Raw genomic sequence first — 18,834 nt, forward strand, 5'->3', positions numbered from 1 at the left:
GAGGGCATGAGCGACGACGACGGTCAGGCCGCACTGCCCCACTGGTTCGACGACGACGCCGGTCCGGTGGTGCGTCCGTACGCCATGACGCGCGGGCGCACCACCAGCCCGGCCCAGCACCGCCTCGACCTCATCGCGGTGGTGATCGCGGAGTCGCGTGCCGAGGAGACGGAGGCCGACCAGACGCTGTCCCCGGAGCACGTGGACATCGTCGGCCTGTGCCGTGACACCCCGCAGTCCGTCGCGGAACTCGCGGCGGAACTGGACCTTCCGATCGGTGTGGTCCGCGTCCTGATCGGTGATCTGGTCGACGACCGACTGGTGCACGTGACCCGCCCCGTACCCCCCGCCGAGCTGCCGGACGAGAGTATTCTGCGCGACGTGATCAACGGCCTCCGGGCGCTCTGAACAGCGCGAAAGCGGGGATTGAGACGTGACAGGCTGGCAGTTCTGGGTCGACAGGGGCGGCACGTTCACGGATGTCGTCGGGCGCCGCCCGGACGGCGGCCTGCTCACGCACAAGCTCCTCTCGGACAACCCCGCGCGCTATGCCGACGCCGCCGTCGCGGGCATCCGGGAACTCCTCGTCCAGGCGGGCGCGCTGGACGCCGGCACCTCGCGGGGCGCGGGGGACGTACCCATCGACGTGGTGCGCATGGGCACCACCGTCGCCACCAACGCCCTCCTGGAGCGCAAGGGCGAGCCGACCGCCCTGGTCATCACGCGCGGCTTCCGCGACGCGCTGCGCATCGCCTATCAGAACCGTCCGCGGATCTTCGCCCGCGACATCGTCCTCCCCGAAGAGCTGTACGAACGCGTCATCGAGTACGACGAGCGGGTCGGCGCCGACGGTGAAGTGCTGCGCGCACCCGACCTCGACGGGCTCGCCGAAGCCCTTCGGAAGGCATACGACGACGGGATCCGTGCCGTCGCCGTCGTCTGCGTGCACAGCCATCTGTATCCCGCCCACGAGCAGGCGGCCGGTGACCTCGCGCGCCGCACCGGCTTCCCGCAGGTCTCGCTCTCCAGCGAGGCCAGCCCTCTGATGAAGCTCGTCCCGCGCGGCGACACCGCCGTCGTCGATGCCTATCTCTCGCCCGTCCTGCGGCGCTACGTGGAGCACGTCGCCGATGAACTCCAGGGCGTGCGGCTGATGTTCATGCAGTCCAACGGCGGGCTCGCGGAAGCCGGCCAGTTCCGCGGCAAGGACGCCATCCTGTCCGGGCCCGCGGGCGGCATCGTGGGCATGGCCCGCATGTCGCGGCTCGCCGGGTTCGACCGGGTCATCGGTTTCGACATGGGCGGTACGTCGACGGACGTGTCGCACTACGCCGGGGCGTACGAACGGGTCTTCACGACGCAGATCGCAGGCGTACGCCTGCGTGCCCCCATGCTCGACATCCACACCGTCGCCGCGGGCGGCGGCTCCGTGCTGCACTTCGACGGCGCCCGCTACCGGGTGGGCCCCGACTCGGCGGGCGCCGACCCCGGCCCCGCGAGCTACCGCGGCGGCGGCCCGCTGACGGTCACCGACGCCAACGTGGCCCTCGGCCGTGTCCAAGCCGCCCACTTCCCCCGGGTGTTCGGCCCGGACGGGGACCAGCCGCTCGACGACGCCCTCGTCCGTGACCGCTTCGCCGACCTCGCCCGGGAGATCACCGAGCAGACCGGCGACGACCGCACCCCGGAACAGGTCGCGGAGGGCTACCTCCAGATCGCCGTCGCCAACATCGCCGCCGCCGTGAAGCGCATCTCGGTCCAGAAGGGCCACGACATCACGCGCTACGCCCTGACGACCTTCGGCGGCGCGGGCGGCCAACACGCGTGCATGGCGGCCGACTCGCTCGGCATCCGCACCGTCCTCGTGCCGCCCATGGCGGGCGTCCTGTCCGCGCTCGGCATCGGCCTCGCCGACACGACGGCGATGCGCGAGCAGTCCGTGGAGGCGCCCCTGGAGGCGCCTTCGATGCCGCGTGTGCACAAGACGGCCGACGACCTGGAGGCCGCGGCCCGCGACCAGCTCGCCGCCGAGGACGTGCCGGCCGACCGGGTGCGCGTCACACGCCGCGCCCACCTGCGCTACGACGGCACCGACACCACCCTCAGCGTCGAGCTCACCGAGCCGGACGCCATGACCCGCGCCTTCGAGGAACACCACCGCGCCACCTACTCCTTCACCCTGGACCGCCCCGTGGTCGTCGAGGCCCTCTCCGTGGAGGCCACCGGACTCACCGAACCCCCGGACCTCTCCGTGCTCGGCGGCACGACCGAGCACGGCACCGCGCGGACCGTGCGCCTGCACACGGGCGGCTCCTGGCGTGAAGTGCCCCTGCACCGCCGCGAGGAACTGCCGCCCGGCGAACGGGTCACCGGGCCCGCGATCATCACGGAGGCCGGCGCCACCACCGTCGTCGACGACGGCTGGCAGGGGGCCATGACCGACGACGGGCACCTGGTCATGGAACGGGTGGCGGCGCCCGCGAGTTCCGACGCCGGGACGGAGGCCGACCCGGTCCTCCTCGAAGTCTTCAACAACCTCTTCATGTCGATCGCCGAGCAGATGGGCGCCCGCCTGGAGTCCACCGCCCAGTCGGTCAACATCAAGGAGAGGCTGGATTTCTCCTGCGCCCTGTTCGACCCGGACGGCAACCTCGTCGCCAACGCCCCCCACATCCCCGTCCACCTGGGCTCCATGGGCACCAGCGTCAAGGAGGTCATCCGCCGCCGCGGCACCACCATGCGGCCGGGCGACGCCTACGCGGTCAACGACCCGTACCACGGCGGCACCCACCTCCCGGACGTCACCGTCATCACCCCCGTGTTCGACACCTCCGGGGAGCGGATCCTCTTCCACGTGGCCTCGCGCGGCCACCACGCGGAGATCGGCGGCATCGCACCCGGCTCCATGCCCGCGCGCAGCCGCACCATCGACGAGGAGGGCATCCTCTTCGACAACTGGCTGCTCGTGGAGGCCGGCCGCCTCCGCGAGGCCGAGACCCTGAGCCTGCTGACCGAGACCCGCTACCCCTCCCGCAACCCCGCCACCAACCTCGCCGACCTGCGCGCCCAGATCGCCGCCAACCAGAAGGGTGTCGACGAAGTGGGCCGCATGATCGACAACTTCGGGCTCGACGTCGTGCAGGCATACATGCGGCACGTCCAGGACAACGCCGAGGACTCCGTACGCCGCGTCATCGACACCCTCGAAGAGGGCGAGTTCACCTACGAGACCGACTCGGGCGCCATCATCCAAGTGCGCGTCTCCGTAGACCGCGAACAACGCACGGCCACCGTGGACTTCACCGGCACGTCGCCACAGCTGGCCACCAACTTCAACGCGCCTTTCGCCGTGGTCAACGCCGCCGTCCTGTACGTCTTCCGTACGCTGGTCGACGACGACATCCCCCTCAACGACGGCTGTCTGCGACCGCTGCGCATCGTCGTGCCGGCCGGGAGCTTCCTGTCGCCGGAGCCACCGGCGGCCGTCGTCGCGGGCAATGTGGAGACCTCACAGGCGATCACCGGCGCCCTCTATGGAGCGCTCGGGGTGCAGGCCGAGGGCTCCGGCACCATGAACAACGTCACCTTCGGAAACGACCGGCACCAGTACTACGAGACGGTGGCCTCCGGCTCCGGCGCGGGAGACGGCTTCGACGGCGCCTCCGTCGTACAGACCCACATGACCAACTCGCGGCTCACCGACCCCGAGGTCCTCGAATGGCGGCTGCCCGTCGTCCTGGAGGAGTTCGCCGTACGTCACGGCAGCGGCGGCGAGGGCCGTTGGCGGGGCGGGGACGGCGCCGTACGCCGCATCCGCTTCCGGGAGCCCATGACGGTCTCCACGCTGTCCCAGCACCGCGTGGTGCCGCCCTACGGCATGGCGGGCGGCGAGCCGGGCGCGCTCGGCTCGGGCCGCGTCGAGCGGGCCGACGGCGCCGTCGTGCGGCTCGACGGCAGCGACTCGGCCGACGCGGGCCCCGGCGACGTACTCGTGATCGAAACCCCGGGCGGCGGCGGGTACGGACCGCCGCCGCACAGCGCCACCGGCGCGCACACCACAACTGACGCACCACGCCCCAACTGACGCACGCGACACCACTGATGACTGATGCAGGAGAAGAGAGCAATGATCTTCAAGCGTTCTGAGCGCGGTACGGCCCCCGTCGAGCCGGTCACGCTGAAGATCCTGGTGGCGGGCGGCTTCGGCGTGGGCAAGACGACCCTCGTCGGCGCGGTCAGCGAGATCAAGCCCCTGCGCACGGAGGAGAACCTCAGCGAGGCCGGGCGGCCCGTCGACGACACCAACGGCGTCCCGGGCAAGCACACCACCACCGTGGCCATGGACTTCGGCCGGATCACGCTGCGCGAAGACCTGGTCCTGTACCTCTTCGGCACCCCCGGACAGGACCGCTTCTGGTTCCTCTGGGACGAGCTGGCCACCGGGGCGCTCGGAGCCGTGGTGCTCGCCGACACCCGCCGCCTGGAGGACTGCTTCGCCGCCGTCGACTACTTCGAACGCCGCTCCATACCGTTCGTTGTCGGCGTCAACTGCTTCGAAGGAGCCACGCGTTACCCCTCCGACGCGGTGCGCCACGCCCTGGACCTCGACGAGAAGACCCCCGTGGTGCTGTGCGACGCGCGCGAGAAGGAGTCCGTCAAGGAAGTCCTGATCGACGTCGTCGAACACGCGATGGCCATCGGGGCGGCGGCCAGGGAGCCGGTCGCCACCTGACGAAGGGCGTCACGGCCCGTACCCTCGCCGACCGGGGTACGAGCCGCGTACCGGCCACGCGCGCGTGCGGCGGGCGACCGTCCACGCGCGCGTGCCTGCCGCACGTGCCCCGGCCGGGGCGAGGACCGGGGACGCGCGGCAAGCGCCTCAGCCTCCGCTGTCGCTGCCTTCGCCGTCGCTGCCGTCTTCGTGCCACCCGAAGCTGCGCTCCACCGCCTTGCGCCAGTTGCGGTACTCGCGCTCGCGCTCGGCCTCCGCCATCTGCGGTGTCCACTCGGCGTCGCGCTGCCAGTGCGCCTTCAGCTCGTCCAGGTCGTTCCACACGCCCGTGGCGAGCCCGGCGGCGTACGCGGCGCCCAGGCACGTCGTCTCGGACACCCGCGGCCGGATCACGGGCACACCGAGCACGTCCGCCTGGTGCTGCATCAGCAGGTTGTTCTTGGTCATGCCGCCGTCCACCTTCAGGGTGGTGATGCGCACCCCGGAGTCCTGGTACATGGCGTCGACGACCTCGCGGGTCTGCCAGCTCGTCGCCTCCAGGACCGCGCGGGCGAGGTGCGCCTTGGTGACGTACCGGGTGAGGCCGGTGACGACACCGCGCGCGTCGGAGCGCCAGTACGGCGCGAACAGGCCGGAGAACGCGGGCACGATGTAGGCGCCGCCGTTGTCGTCCACGCTCGCCGCGAGCGTCTCGATCTCGTCCGCGGTGCGGATGATGCCGAGCTGGTCGCGGAACCACTGCACGAGCGCCCCGGTGATCGCGATGGAGCCCTCCAGGCAGTACACCGGGGCCTCGGAGCCGATCTTGTACCCCATGGTGGTGAGCAGGCCGCTCTTCGAGGCCACGGGCCGGTTGCCGGTGTTGAGCAGCAGGAAGCTGCCCGTGCCGTAGGTGTTCTTGGCCGTACCGGTGTCGTAGCAAGCCTGCCCGAAGATGGCGGCCTGCTGGTCGCCGAGCGCGGAGGCGACCGGGACGCCCGAGAGCTGTCCGACGGCCGTTCCGTACACCTCGGCCGACGACTTGATCTCCGGCAGGACAGCCTCCGGGACGTTCATCGCCGACAGGATCGAGGAGTCCCACTGGAGGGTCTCCAGGTTCATCAGCATCGTGCGCCCCGCGTTGGTGACGTCGGTGACGTGCACGCCGCCGTCCGTGCCGCCGGTGAGGTTCCAGATGAGCCAGGAGTCGATGGTCCCGAAGGCGATGTCGCCGCGCTCGGCGCGCGCCCGCAGGCCGGGCACGTTGTCGAGCAGCCAGGCCGCCTTGGGCCCGGAGAAGTAGCTCGCGAGCGGCAGGCCGGTCTGGTCGCGGAAGCGGTCCTGGCCGTCCGAGCCGCCCAGTTCGTTGCAGAGCGCCGATGTCCGGGTGTCCTGCCAGACGATCGCGTTGTGCACGGGCTTGCCGGTGGCGCGGTCCCACAGGACCGTCGTCTCCCGCTGGTTGGTGATGCCGAGCGCGCTGAGCTGGTCCGCGCGCAGTCCCGCCTTGGCGAGCGCGCCCGCGACGACCGCCTGCACCTTGGACCAGATCTCGGTGGCGTCGTGCTCCACCCAGCCGGGCTTGGGAAAGATCTGCCGGTGCTCGCGCTGGTCCACGGCCACGATCGCGCCGTCCTGGTCGAAGACGATGCAGCGGCTCGAGGTGGTGCCTTGGTCGATTGCGGCGACGAATTTCACGGAGCTGTCCGTCATGGCTACCCCTTGGAGGAAGGCTGCTCAGAAGGCTGCGTTGTAGAGGAGACCCGCGAGGAGCCCGCCGATCAGCGGTCCGGCGACCGGAACCCAGGCATAACTCCAGTCGGACGTGCCCTTGTTCGGGATCGGCAGGAAGTGGTGCACGATGCGCGGGCCGAGGTCACGCGCGGGGTTGATCGCGTAGCCGGTGGGCCCGCCGAGCGAGAGGCCGATGCCGACGACGAGGAAGGCGACGATCAGGATCTGGGTGCCGGACTCGCCGAGCCCCTTGGTGAGGCCGAAGGAGAGGATGGGCAGCACCAGGGCGACGGTTCCGATGATCTCGGTCAGCAGGTTGGCGACGGGGTTCCTGATCTCCGGGATGGTGGAGAAGATGCCGAGCGTCGGCGTGGGAGTGTGCGTCCCGGGCACCGCCTTGGTGCCCCGTGTCCCGTTGGCATTGAACTGCGCGAGATACACCAGGTACGCGAGGACGGCGCCGAGCATGGCGCCGATCATCTGCCCCGCCAGATAGATCCAGACCTTGTCCCATTTCTCGGTGTCGACGGCGATGCCGAGGGTGACGGCCGGGTTCAGGTGGCCCCCGGACAGCGGCGCGGCGGTGTAGGCACCCGCCATCACACCGAAGCCCCAGCCGAACGCGATGACGATCCATCCGGAAGCTTTGGCCTTCGAGTGGTTCAGGGTGACGGCGGCGCACACGCCGGCGCCGAAGAGAATCAGGATCGCGGTGCCGATGATCTCACCGACGAAGATGTCCCCATTCGAGTACATGGCGGCTCCTAGGCCCTTGGCCCGGGGTGGTGGGCCCCGGTACTCCGTGCAGGGTGCGTTCCCACGACTACTGCCCGGCCGCAGCCCGCACCGGCTGGGGGCAGGGGTCCCGCGCCCTGCCCGGCCTCGGTGGCGAGCGTGCCGTCGCAGTCGAATCGCCCATGGGGGATGACCCGTTGAACAGGCTCTTTGCGCGGAGCCTTGGAGCACACGGGCCCTGAGCGGCGAGATGCCGAAGAGCGGCGATGCCGACTGACACCGGGAAGTGTTCACCGGTGGTGATGGAGCGTCAAGGTCGCGGACGCCACCGGTTGACCGGGGCGACGACTTCCGTCGCCGGGCCTCCGGGGACGATGTCAGCGCACGGCGACCACCGACGAGCCGTGCCCGAACAGCCCCTGGTTCGCGGTGATCCCGACCCGCGCGCCCTCGATCTGCCGCGTTCCCGCCGTGCCTCGCAACTGCCAGGTGAGTTCGCAGACTTGGGCGATGGCCTGGGCCGGAACGGCCTCTCCGAAGGAGGCGAGTCCACCACTGGTGTTCACGGGTATGCGCCCGCCCGGCGCGGTCGTGCCCTCCCGCAGGAGCTTGGCGCCCTCGCCTTCGCCGCACAGGCCGAGGTCCTCGTACCACTGGAGCTCCAGGGCCGTCGACAGGTCGTACACCTCGGCCACGGAGAGGTCGTCGGGGCCGATGCCCGCCTCTTCGTACGCCGCGTGCGCGACGGACTCCCGGAAGGTGCGGTCCGCGGGCGGCACGGCCGCAGACGAGTCGGTGGCGATGTCCGGCAGGTCCAGGACCGTGTTCGGATACGTGGGGGTGACGGTGGACACCGCGCGGATCCGCACCGGCGTGCTCGCGCCGTGCCGGCGGGCGAACTCCAGGGTGGACAGCACGAGCGCCGCGGCGCCGTCCGACGTGGCGCAGATGTCGAGCAGCCGCAGCGGATCGGCGACGACGGCGGAGGCGGCGACCTCGTCGGCGGTGACGGGCTTTCGGTAGCGCGCGTGCGGGTTGAGCGCCCCCAGGGCCGCGTTCTTCACCTTGACGTGGGCGAAGTCCTCCAGGGTGTCGCCGTGCACCGCCATGCGGCGGCGGGCGTACAACGCGAAGTACGTGGGGTTCGTGGCACCGAGGACGCGGAAGCGCAGCCAGTCAGGGTCGTCCGGCCGGTCGCCTCCGGCGGGCCGGAAGAAGCCCTTGGGCGCGGCGTCGGCGCCGACCACGAGGACCACGTCGGCGAGCCCGGCGAGCAGCTGGGCGCGCGCCGTGGCGATCGCCTGGGCCCCGGACGCGCACGCGGCGTACACACTCGCCACGCGTGCGCCCTGCCAGCCGAGTGCCTTCGCGAATGTCGCTCCCGCCACATACCCGGGATAGCCGCCCCGCACGGTGTCCGCGCCGACGACGGATGTGACGTCCCGCCAGTCGACCCCCGCGTCCGCCAGGGCCGCCCGCGCCGCCACCGTCCCGTACTCGACGAAGCCGCGTCCCCACTTGCCCCAGGGGTGCATGCCCGCGCCGAGCACCGCCACATCGCCGCTCATGCCCCCACCCCCACCGGCCGCCAGTGCCACGTCGTCCACGTCGTCGAAGGCTCCCCGGGGTCCTCATCGAGCACGCCGGGGACGACCTCCACCTCCATGCCGACCTCCAGGTCGGCGACGGTCACCCCCGGAGCCGCCTGGCCGAGCACCACCATCCGCTCCGCCGCCAGCTCCACAGCGATCAACGTGTAGGGCTCCCAGGGAAGTTCCGGGTCCGAAACGTACGGAGCCGGCGGGCGGTAGCGCCCGTCGGTGTACGACCACACGCGCCCGCGCCGCGAGAGCGCGACCTCGACCAGCTCGCCGCCGGCGCACCCGGGATTGCGGCAGAAGCCGTCCTCGCGCGGGAAGAAGACCGCGGCGCACGACGCGCACCGCGTGCCGAGAAGCCGGAAGCCGTCCCCCTCCCCGTCGAACCACCGCGCCACCACGGGCGTACGCACTCGGGACATGGCCCCTCCCGCACACTGGATCTGACGGAACGTCAGAAGTGTGCCACGGGCAGCGCCCGGCGCGACACCGGGAAGTCGAAGTAGGTGTCCGGGAAGAGCTCGGGCTTGTACGTGAAGTGCCACCACTCCTCGGGAAGGTTGACGAAGCCGGACTTCGCGAGGGTGCTCCGCAGCAGGTCGCGGTGTGCCCGCTGCTTCCCGGTGACGCGCGGGTCATCGGTGTGGGACAGCGTGTCGAAGCAGTCGTACCCGGTGCCCATGTCCACGGAGTTGTCCGGGAAACGCTCGCCCCGGGGCGCGAAACAGGGCTTCAGGGGCTCTCCGGGGATGTACGGCCGGGTCGGCTTCGCCGGGAGCCGCACGATCGTCAGATCGACCGTGGAGCCCCTGCTGTGCCCCGACTTCTTGGCGATGTAGCCGTCTTCGAAGAGGCGCGTCTTGTCCACCCGGGGATAGAACTCGCCCTTCATGCGCTCGTCGCGCAGATCCTCGGCCCACCGCACGAAGTGGTCGACGGCCCGCTGCGGCCGGTAGCAGTCGTACACCTTCAGGGAGTAGCCCTGGCGCAGCAGGCTCCGCTGCGCCTTGTGCAGTGCTTTCGCGGCGGGTTCGGTGAGGATGCACATCGGCTTCCGGTAGCCGTCGATGGGCTCGCCCACGAAGTTGTGCGGGGTGAAGTAGCGCATCTCCTGGATGATCGTCGGGTCCACGTCCCTCAGCGCCACGAAGCCCTTCGGGGCCCGGGGTTCGGTGTGTGCCTGGGCGGGCGCGGGCGCCATGGCCACGACGACCAGGGCGGCGGCGGTGACCGCGAGTTTCCGCAGAGCGGGGGCGAATGCTGTCATGTACCCGCATCTATCAGGAGGTTGGCCCTCCACGGAAGACCGACGCTCGGAGATCGGATACAGTCCGCCGCGTGTCCCCATCCCTGCACCCCACCAACCCGGCACCGGATTCCCACTGCTCAAGCTGCGGCGCGCTCTACGGAGACCACGCCACGGGCTGGCCCCGCACCTGCCCGGACTGCGAAACCGTGGCCTACCGGAATCCGCTCCCCGTCGCCATAGCCCTCCAGCCGGCGTACGACACGAAGGGCACCGGCCTCGTCGTCGTGACCCGGTCCATCGCCCCCGCGCGCGGGGGCACGGCCCTGCCCGGCGGCTACGTGGACCACCGAGAGGACTGGCGGCACGCCGTCGTCCGGGAGCTCAAGGAAGAGACCGGCATCAGCGCCGCGAGCCACGACGTACGGATCGTCGAGGTGCTCAGCTCGCCCGACGGACACGTGCTGCTGTTCGGCCTGCTGCCCGAACGGTCCGCGGCCGATCTGCCGCAGTCCGCACCGACCGACGAGACCGAGGGCTGGGAACTGCTCCACCGGCCCGCCGAACTCGCCTTCCCCCTGCACACGTCGGTGGTGCGGGCATGGTTCGACGGGCGCTACATCTGAGGCGAACGGCGCCGCGTCCGGGCTGAGGGCCGCGCGGGCCTCACATCCCGCGCACCCGCACCGGATACCCCACGGTGCGCTCCGGCTCGTCGCCCTCCTTCTCGACCAGGAGTTCCTCCCCGCTCCAGCGCACACCGAAGCGTTGGAGCTCCGGCTCCTCCCACCCGTCACCGGCATCCGCGATCACCAGACCGCCGCCGGTACGCCCCTTCGCGGGCGCCCACACCTCCAGCGAGAGCCGCCCGTCCTCGCCCCGCACAGGCAGCACCGCGCCCGCCCGCGCGAGCACCGGTATGCGGGACAGGGGAGCGTCCAGGAGGACCCGGCCGGGCCCTTCGTACGCCTTCCCGGTCACGGTGTCGTACCACCGGCCCGGCGGCAGCCGTACGTCCCTCTCGACGCTTCCCTCCCGCAGGACCGGCGCGACCAGCAGGCAGTCGCCCAGCAGGAACGCGTCCTCGCAGTCCCGCAGTGCCCTGTCCTCCGGACACCCCCACCACAGGGGACGCACATACGGCGCGCCGGTGCGCCGCGCCAGGTGCGCGAGCGTCACGAAGTACGGCAGCAGCCGGCCACGCTCGGCGAGCGCCACGCGCGCGTGCTCCAGCACATCGGGCCCGAACTCCCAGGGCTCCCTGCGACCGGCGTGCAGCGCCGCATGCGTACGGAACAGCGGGAGATACGCCCCGAGTTGGAACCAGCGCAGGTACAGCTCCGGCGACGGACTGCCGTCGAAGCCCCCGATGTCCGGGCCGGAGTACGGCACCCCGCACAGGCCGAGCCCGAGCACCAGCGCCAGCGAGGCCCGCAGCCCCGGCCAGTCGCTGGCCACGTCACCCGACCACGTCCCTCCGTAGCGCTGCATTCCGGCCCAGCCGGAGCGCGAGAACAGGAACGGCCGCTCCGTGGGCCGCAGTTCGCGCACGCCCTCGTACCCCGCGCGGGCCATCCCCAGGGCATAGACGTTGTGCGCCTCGCGGTGATCGCCGCCGCGGCCCTCCAGGGCGTGCCGGGCGGAGCGGGGGAGGGTCGTCTCGCCGAACGCCGCGAACGACACCGGCTCGTTCATGTCGTGCCAGAAGCCCGCGAAGCCCTGCGCGAGCCGCTCGTCGTACAGCCCGCCCCACCACTTGCGCACCCGCCCCGCCGTGAAGTCCGGGTACACCGACTCGCCCGGCCAGACCAGGCCCCGCACGGCCCGCCCCGCCGCGTCCCGCACGAAGGCGTCCGCCGCCGCCCCGCCGTCGTACACGGCGTTTCCCGGCTCGGCCTTCACCGCCGGGTCCACGATCGACACCAGCCGGATCCCGGCCCCGCGCAGCTCGCCGGCCAGCTTCGGCAGGGAGGGGAAACGCTCCTTGTCCACCGTGAACACCTGGTGTCCGTCGAAGTGGTCGATGTCCAAGTGCAGGGCGTCCAGAGGCAGCCCGCGCTCCTGGTAGCCCGCGACGATCCTGCGCACCTCCTGCTCGCTGCCGAAGCCCCATCGCGCGTGATGGTGGCCGAGCGCCCATGCCGGCGGCACCGCGGGCGCGCCGGTGAGCGCCGCCCAGGAGTGCAGCACGCGCGCGGGGGTGCCCATCATGACCCAGCACCGCAGCGGCCCGCCGTCCATGCGCACCTCGCAGGACCCGGCCCGGTCGTGCCCGGAGCCGGCGCCCTCCTGGCCCTCGCGCACGGTCACCGTGCCGTCCCAGCTGTTGTCGTGGAAGACCAGATGGGTCCCCGCGTCGGCGACCACCCACTGGACCGGCATCGTGATGTACAGCGGATCGTCCCCGGGCCCGAAGGAGCCACCGGGATCCGTGTTCCACAAGCGGTACGTCCCGTTCCGCAGCCGCGGCCCCGAGGCCCGCCCGCCAAGGCCGAAGAACCGCGCGTCCGGCGCCACCTCCGACCGCTGCACCCAGCGTGCCGCCCCGCCCTCGGCCGGCTCCCACCAGCGCGGCGGCAGGTCGCGCCGCAGCATCACCCCGCCCGGCGTGCGCAGCTCGACCGCCCCGTGCCGCGAGACGACCACGGTCGCCCGCTCCGACACCACCCGCCAGCCGCCCTCCTTGTCGGGCTCCAGGACGGCCCGCGGATCCGCCTCGGGACTGCCTCCGGCCAGCGCGTACGACGGATCGGGCTCGGCCCCGTCCCAGCCCCAGAACACCGCCCCGCCCGACGTGACCCGCACCCGCAGCTCGGACCTCGCGAACCGCACCACACCACCGCCCGGGCCGGGCTCCACCAGGGTGACAGGACCGGGCGTCCGGGCCCGCTCGTTGCCCCGCGGCGGCAGACCCGCCGCGTCGGTCCGCCGCCGACGCCACGCCGAGCGCACCAGGCGCAACCCATGGGCCGTGTCGGACAGGCCGACCGCCTTCACCGAACGCACCAGGTCACGACCGTTCATGCAGTTCACCCTGCCACCGAAGGCGCAGCAGGTGTACCTCGTTCAACTGCCGTTCATCCCGAGCGCCGTCTCGCGTCACCAACTCTCACCGGAGCCGCCCTCCCACGCCTGTCCGGCCGGACACCCTGGTGCGGAAGTCGATCACGTGGCATCGTCCGTGTCAGCCGTGTCACGCGCACACCACGCCCGTGCGCACGACAGCCGCCCACGACGCGCACAGTCCAGGAGCAGACCCATGTCCTCAGCGAATCCCTCCCCGCTCTGGCAGCCTGACCAGCAGCGGATCGCCGGCGCACAGGTCACGCGTTTCCAGGCATGGGCCGCCGAGCACCACGGCGCGCCCGCCACGGGCGGCTACGAGGCCCTGCACCGCTGGTCGGTCGACGAGCTCGACACCTTCTGGAAGGCCGTCACCGAATGGTTCGACGTGCGCTTCTCCACGCCCTACGCGCGCGTGCTCGGCGACCGCTCCATGCCCGGCGCCCAGTGGTTCCCCGGCGCCACCCTCAACTACGCGGAGCACGCCCTGCGCGCCGGCGAGGACCCCGCGCGCGCGGACGCCCCGGCCATCCTCCACGTGGACGAGACGCACGACCCGACCCCGCTCACCTGGTCCGAGCTGCGCCGCCAAGTGGGCTCCCTGGCCGCGGAACTCCGTGGCCTCGGCGTACGCCCCGGAGACCGCGTCAGCGGCTACCTGCCGAACATTCCCGAGGCCGTCGTCGCCCTCCTCGCGACCGCCGCCGTCGGTGCCGTCTGGACCTCCTGCGCGCCCGACTTCGGCGCCCGCAGCGTCCTCGACCGCTTCCAGCAGGTCGAACCCGTGGTCCTCTTCACGGTCGACGGCTACCGCTACGGAGGCAAGGAACACGACCGCCGCGACACCGTCGCCGAACTGCGCCGCGAACTGCCCACCCTGCGCGCGGTGGTCCACATCCCGCTGCTCGGCACCCCGGCCCCCGAAGGCGCCCTGGACTGGTCCGCGCTCACCGCGGCGGACACGGCCCCCGTCTTCGAAGCCGTCCCCTTCGACCACCCCCTGTGGGTGCTCTACTCCTCCGGTACCACCGGCCTGCCCAAGGCGATCGTCCAGTCCCAGGGCGGCATCCTCGTGGAGCACCTGAAGCAGGTCGGCCTGCACTGCGACCTCGGCCCCGACGACCGGTTCTTCTGGTACACGTCCACCGGCTGGATGATGTGGAACTTCCTCGTCTCCGGCCTGCTCACGGGCACGACGATCGTCCTCTACGACGGCAGCCCCGGATACCCCGACACCGCCGCCCAGTGGCGCGTGGCCGAGCGCACCGGAGCGACACTCTTCGGGACGTCCGCCGCGTACGTCATGGCCTGCCGCAAGGCGGACGTGCACCCCGCGCGCGACTTCGACCTCTCGCGCGTGCAGTGCGTGGCCACCACCGGCTCCCCGCTGCCGCCGGACGGATTCCGCTGGCTGCACGACGAGTTCGCCGACGCCTCCGGAGAGGTGTGGATCGCCTCCGTCAGCGGCGGCACCGACGTCTGCTCCTGCTTCGCGGGCGCCGTGCCGACGCTGCCCGTCCACATCGGCGAGCTCCAGGCCCCCTGCCTCGGCACCGATCTGCAGGCATGGGACGCACAGGGCAAGCCCCTCGTCGACGAGGTCGGGGAGCTCGTCGTCACCAACCCCATGCCGTCCATGCCGATCCGCTTCTGGAACGACCCGGACGGCAGCCGCTACCACGACAGCTACTTCGACACCTACCCCGGCGTATGGCGGCACGGCGACTGGATCACCCTCACCTCGCGCGGCTCCGTCGTCATCCACGGCCGTTCCGACTCGACGCTCAACCGCCAGGGCGTACGCATGGGTTCAGCCGACATCTACGAAGTCGTGGAACGCCTCCCGGAGATCCGCGAGTCCCTGGTCATCGGCGCCGAGCAGCCCGACGGCGGCTACTGGATGCCGTTGTTCATCCACCTCGCCCCCGGCGCCGCCCTCGACGACGACCTGCGCGCCCGCATCAAGGAGACCATCCGCGAGCAGCTCTCACCCCGCCACGTCCCGGACGAGGTCATCGAGGTGCCCGCCATTCCGCACACCCTTACCGGCAAGCGCATCGAGGTCCCGGTCAAGCGCCTGCTCCAGGGCACCCCACTGGAGAAGGCGGTCAACGCGGGCTCCGTCGACAACATCGAACTGCTCCGCTTCTACGAGCGTCTGGGCCGCGAACGCGCCTGAACCCCTCACGCTCAGCGGCCATTGTCAGTGCCTCCCATTACGGTGAGTGAGCATTGATCGACTGACCGCAGGGGGAATCATGGGGCACACCCAGGACGGCACGATGCGACGCGTCCTGCGCCGCGAGGTCGCCGGCACCTTCGGCCTGCTGGCCGACGCCGAGGACTTCGCGGCGATGCGCCGCTACAGCACTTTCACCTTCGACGACCACGTGACGTACCTGCGGCAGGTGGAGTCCCTGCTCAGGTCGCTCGCCGACCAGGGCGGACTGACCAGCGTCGCGCTCTTCGACCCGGAGGAGTACGCCGAGTTCTGCACGGAGCACGACCTCGACCCGGACGCCGCCGCGAGCCGCACCCGCTTCACCGCCGAACTGGCGACAACGGGCCCGACCATGCCGTACGACGGCCGGCCCTTGGCCGAGATGGTGCCCGACCTAGTCGACGAGACCGTCCGGCAGAGCACGTGGGAGTACGCGACCATGCTCCTGGCCCGCATCGGCGCCTGCGCCGACTGCGGTGTCGACATCGGACGCGCCGCCTTCGCCAGGGCCTCCGACCTGCTCATGCGCGCGATCGGCACGAGCGGTCCCGTCGCCCGCCACCTCGTGTGCAGCGTCCCGTGCGACGGCCAGACCCTCCTCGCCGCACTGCACGTCACATGCGCCGCCGACGGAAGCCCCGGACTGGACGAGACGGAAGCCCTGGAGTTCACGACGGTCCTGGCGGTGGGCATCGCCATCCGGAGCTCCGGGGGCCTCGTGATGCGCACCAGTGACGGCACCCGCGACCGCGTCCACGGCTGGCGCCTGGAAGGCGAGCGGCTGCACCCTCTCACGGCCGCGGAAGTCTTCGACGCCTACTGCACCGACGCCCTCTCCGGCGATCTCATCGCCCCGGAATCCGGCGTCGACTACTGCGCGGCACCGGACTTGGGGGAGGACGAGCCGCAAGACGGAGGACACCGCCACTGACGCAGAGGGGCGCCCCACCCACGCGGGTGGAGCGCCCCTCTGGACAGGTTTCTTACTCGCCGGACAGCACGGCGTGCGCCGCCTTGCGTGCCTCTTCGGCGCTGTCGGCGGCGCGGGCGGCGGCCGCGGCCCGCTCGCACTGGGCCAGCGTGTACTTGCCCAGCGTCGCCCGGACGTAAGGAATCGACGCGGCACCCATGGAGAGGGAGGTGACACCCAGACCGGTCAGCACACACGCGAGCAGCGGGTCGGAAGCGGCCTCACCGCACACGCCACAGCTCTTGCCCTCGGCCTTCGCCGACTCGGCGGACAGCGCGACCAGGTCGAGCAGTGCGGGCTGCCACGGGTCCTGCAGCCTGGACACCGCACCGACCTGCCGGTCGGCGGCGAAGGTGTACTGCGCGAGGTCGTTGGTGCCGAGCGAAAGGAACTCGACCTCCTGCAGGATCGAGCGCGCCCGGAGTGCGGCGGACGGGATCTCCACCATGGCGCCGAACTTGGCCTGCAGCCCCGCTTCACGGCACGCGTCGGCGAACGCCTTGGCGTCCGTACGGTCCGCGACCATCGGAGCCATCACCTCGAGGTAGACGGGAAGCCCCTCCGCGGCCTTGGCCAGCGCGCTCAGCTGGGTCCGCAGCACCTCGGGGTGGTCGAGGAGCGACCGAAGACCACGCACACCGAGGGCCGGGTTCGGCTCGTCGGCCGGCGTCAGGAAGTCGAGCGGCTTGTCCGCACCGGCGTCGAGGACGCGCACGACGACGCGGCCCTCGGGGAAGGCTTCGAGGACCTGACGGTAGGCGTCGACCTGCTTCTCCTCGGTCGGCGCCTTGGTGCTGTCGTCGAGGAAGAGGAACTCCGTACGGAACAGACCGACGCCCTCGGCGCCCGCCTCGACCGCGGCGGGCACGTCGGCGGGGCCGCCGACGTTCGCGAGGAGCGGCACCTTGTGGCCGTCGGAGGTGGCACCCGGTCCGGTCGTCGCGGCGAGCGCGGCCTTGCGTTCGGCCGCGGCGGCCTCCAGCTCGGCACGCTTCTCCGCGCTGGGGTCGACGAAGATCTCACCGGTGCTGCCGTCGACGGCCACGACCGTGCCCTCGGCGAGCTCACCGGCACCGGGCAGCGCGACGACGGCGGGCACACCGAGCGCCCGGGCCAGGATCGCGCTGTGGCTGGTCGGCCCACCCTCTTCGGTGACGAAGCCGAGGACGAGGGCCGGGTCGAGGAGTGCGGTGTCCGCGGGCGCGAGGTCACGCGCGATGAGCACGTACGGCTCGTCGCTGTCCGGCACACCCGGCATCGGAACGCCAAGGAGTCGCGCGACGATACGGTTCCGCACGTCGTCGAGGTCGGCGACGCGACCGGCCATGTACTCGCCCGCGCCCGCGAGGAGTTCGCGGTAGTGCGAGAACGCGTCGTAGATACCGCGCTCGGCCGTGCTGCCGACGGCGATGCGCCGGTCCACGTCGGCGATGAGCTCCGGGTCCTGAGCGATCATCGCCTGAGCCTCGAGCACCGCCTGGGCCTCGCCGCCGGCCAGATTGCCGCGCGCCATCAGGTCGGCGGCCACAGCCTCGACGGCCTTGCGGGCGCGCCCCTGTTCGCGCTCCGCGTCCTCCGCCGGGATCTGCTTGGCCGGCGGCTCGAGGACCGCCGTCCCCATGTGCCGAACCTCGCCGATCGCCACCCCGTGGCTCACGCCGACGCCTCGCAGCGTTGTCTCCATTTCACCCGTCTCCGATAATGCGACGGGCCCAGCCGCCGCGGTGGATGTCCTACCTGCCGTCGACCAGCGACAGCGCTGCCGTCACTACTTCCAGGCGAAGAGAGCGTCGCCGGCCTTCACATCGCCGTCCTCGACGAGGTCCGACAGGGACTCGGCCGTCGCCTCGAGCGCCACGACGGGGCACACCGGGGACTTGCCGGCGGCCTCGACGGCGGCCGGGTCCCAGCGCACCACGGACTGACCGCGCTGTACGGTGTCCCCCTTGTTGACCAGGAGCTCGAAGCCCTCGCCATTGAGCTGAACGGTGTCGATGCCCAGGTGCGTCAGAACCCCGTGGCCCTCGGCGTCCACCACGACGAAGGCGTGCGGGTGAAGAGAGACGATGATGCCGTCGACGGGCGCAACCGCCTCGGAGGGCTCGCGAACAGGGTCGATGGCCGTGCCGGGGCCGACCATCGCGCCCGAGAACACGGGATCGGGTACCGCAGCGAGTCCGATGGCGCGTCCAGCAAGCGGGGACGTAACGCTGGTCATGGCAAGCCTCCCAGGGGGTGGAGATTCGATACCGCCGTCACTACCTGTCCTGGACGACGCACTGTTCAGAAGCGTAAGTCATAGGAAGTCCCGGTTCCGCACGAGTGGTCCCGGTTGGCAGACGTAGAAGCACTGCACAAACGATTTGCGCCGACCCGGACGTCGTTGTAGAGTCGGACCCCTGCCCAGGGCCGTGACGACGCACTCAGCGTCGGGGGCCAGGCAGCAACTATCGAGTCGGATCCTATCGCGGGGTCTGGTTCCTCATGTCCACAGATCATCGTGGTCAGAGAGCCGAAAATGACCTGATAGAGTTTGGAAACACCGAAGGGAAGCGC

Annotated in this window: 14 protein-coding genes; 6 read left to right on the forward strand and 8 right to left on the reverse strand. The window is 71.4% G+C overall.

The window, feature by feature from the left end; all coding sequences use genetic code 11:
• Positions 1 to 6: 6 nt before the first annotated feature.
• The 3 genes from STRAU_RS23870 to STRAU_RS23880 are packed head-to-tail and all read left to right on the forward strand — an operon-like array spanning position 7 to position 4,732.
• The gene (locus STRAU_RS23870) at positions 7 to 408 is read left to right on the forward strand and encodes a DUF742 domain-containing protein (protein ID WP_016642950.1); all 402 of its coding nucleotides are present in this window, start codon (positions 7 to 9) and stop codon (positions 406 to 408) included.
• Positions 409 to 433: 25 nt separating this feature from the next.
• A complete protein-coding gene (locus tag STRAU_RS23875) occupies positions 434 to 4,084 on the forward strand; it encodes a hydantoinase B/oxoprolinase family protein (protein ID WP_016642951.1) in 3,651 nt (1,216 codons plus the stop codon).
• 42 nt (positions 4,085 to 4,126) lie between these two features.
• Positions 4,127 to 4,732 (forward strand): GTP-binding protein, encoded by a 606-nt coding sequence (locus STRAU_RS23880; RefSeq protein ID WP_016642952.1) that lies wholly within the window; start codon positions 4,127 to 4,129, stop codon positions 4,730 to 4,732.
• Between the two features lie 147 nt (positions 4,733 to 4,879).
• Here the strand turns inward: STRAU_RS23880 and glpK are convergent, their stop codons facing one another.
• The 5 genes from glpK to STRAU_RS23905 form a co-directional block, all read right to left on the reverse strand.
• Positions 4,880 to 6,424 (reverse strand): glycerol kinase GlpK, encoded by a 1,545-nt coding sequence (glpK, locus tag STRAU_RS23885; protein WP_016642953.1) that lies wholly within the window; start codon positions 6,422 to 6,424, stop codon positions 4,880 to 4,882.
• 24 nt (positions 6,425 to 6,448) lie between these two features.
• Entirely contained in the window at positions 6,449 to 7,201 is a 753-nt protein-coding gene (locus tag STRAU_RS23890) for an MIP/aquaporin family protein (RefSeq protein WP_016642954.1), read from the reverse strand.
• Between the two features lie 356 nt (positions 7,202 to 7,557).
• On the reverse strand, positions 7,558 to 8,748 hold the full coding sequence (locus STRAU_RS23895; RefSeq protein ID WP_016642955.1) for a lipid-transfer protein: 1,191 nt from the start codon (positions 8,746 to 8,748) through the stop codon (positions 7,558 to 7,560).
• The gene (locus STRAU_RS23900; protein ID WP_037661506.1) at positions 8,745 to 9,179 is read right to left on the reverse strand and encodes a Zn-ribbon domain-containing OB-fold protein; all 435 of its coding nucleotides are present in this window, start codon (positions 9,177 to 9,179) and stop codon (positions 8,745 to 8,747) included. Before STRAU_RS23900 ends, STRAU_RS23895 begins: the two co-directional genes overlap by 4 nt.
• Positions 9,180 to 9,232: 53 nt before the next feature.
• Positions 9,233 to 10,045 carry a M15 family metallopeptidase gene (locus STRAU_RS23905; RefSeq protein ID WP_016642957.1) on the reverse strand — a complete coding sequence of 271 codons (813 nt, stop codon included), beginning with the start codon at positions 10,043 to 10,045 and terminating at the stop codon, positions 9,233 to 9,235.
• 71 nt (positions 10,046 to 10,116) lie between these two features.
• Between STRAU_RS23905 and STRAU_RS23910 the strand changes: the two genes are divergently transcribed.
• Positions 10,117 to 10,650, forward strand: a complete 534-nt coding sequence (locus STRAU_RS23910) for an NUDIX domain-containing protein (protein WP_037661493.1) — start codon at positions 10,117 to 10,119, stop codon at positions 10,648 to 10,650.
• A gap of 40 nt (positions 10,651 to 10,690) precedes the next feature.
• Here STRAU_RS23910 and STRAU_RS23915 read toward each other — a convergent pair whose 3' ends face one another.
• A complete protein-coding gene (locus tag STRAU_RS23915) occupies positions 10,691 to 13,048 on the reverse strand; it encodes a glycoside hydrolase family 31 protein (protein ID WP_037661508.1) in 2,358 nt (785 codons plus the stop codon).
• Between the two features lie 235 nt (positions 13,049 to 13,283).
• On the opposite strand from STRAU_RS23915, the gene STRAU_RS23920 reads away from it, so the two are divergent.
• On the forward strand, positions 13,284 to 15,266 hold the full coding sequence (locus STRAU_RS23920; protein ID WP_016642961.1) for an acetoacetate--CoA ligase: 1,983 nt from the start codon (positions 13,284 to 13,286) through the stop codon (positions 15,264 to 15,266).
• Between the two features lie 79 nt (positions 15,267 to 15,345).
• A complete protein-coding gene (locus STRAU_RS23925; RefSeq protein WP_016642962.1) occupies positions 15,346 to 16,239 on the forward strand; it encodes a hypothetical protein in 894 nt (297 codons plus the stop codon).
• Between the two features lie 52 nt (positions 16,240 to 16,291).
• Here the strand turns inward: STRAU_RS23925 and ptsP are convergent, their stop codons facing one another.
• Both ptsP and STRAU_RS23935 read right to left on the reverse strand, forming a co-directional pair.
• On the reverse strand, positions 16,292 to 17,962 hold the full coding sequence (gene ptsP / locus STRAU_RS23930) for a phosphoenolpyruvate--protein phosphotransferase (protein ID WP_037661496.1): 1,671 nt from the start codon (positions 17,960 to 17,962) through the stop codon (positions 16,292 to 16,294).
• 84 nt (positions 17,963 to 18,046) lie between these two features.
• Complete coding sequence (locus STRAU_RS23935; RefSeq protein ID WP_037661499.1) at positions 18,047 to 18,496, reverse strand: PTS sugar transporter subunit IIA; 450 nt, start codon at positions 18,494 to 18,496, stop codon at positions 18,047 to 18,049.
• Positions 18,497 to 18,834 lie beyond the last annotated feature (338 nt).

Origin of the sequence: Streptomyces aurantiacus JA 4570, assembly GCF_000414115.1 — a bacterium.
GTDB lineage: Bacteria > Actinomycetota > Actinomycetes > Streptomycetales > Streptomycetaceae > Streptomyces > Streptomyces aurantiacus_A.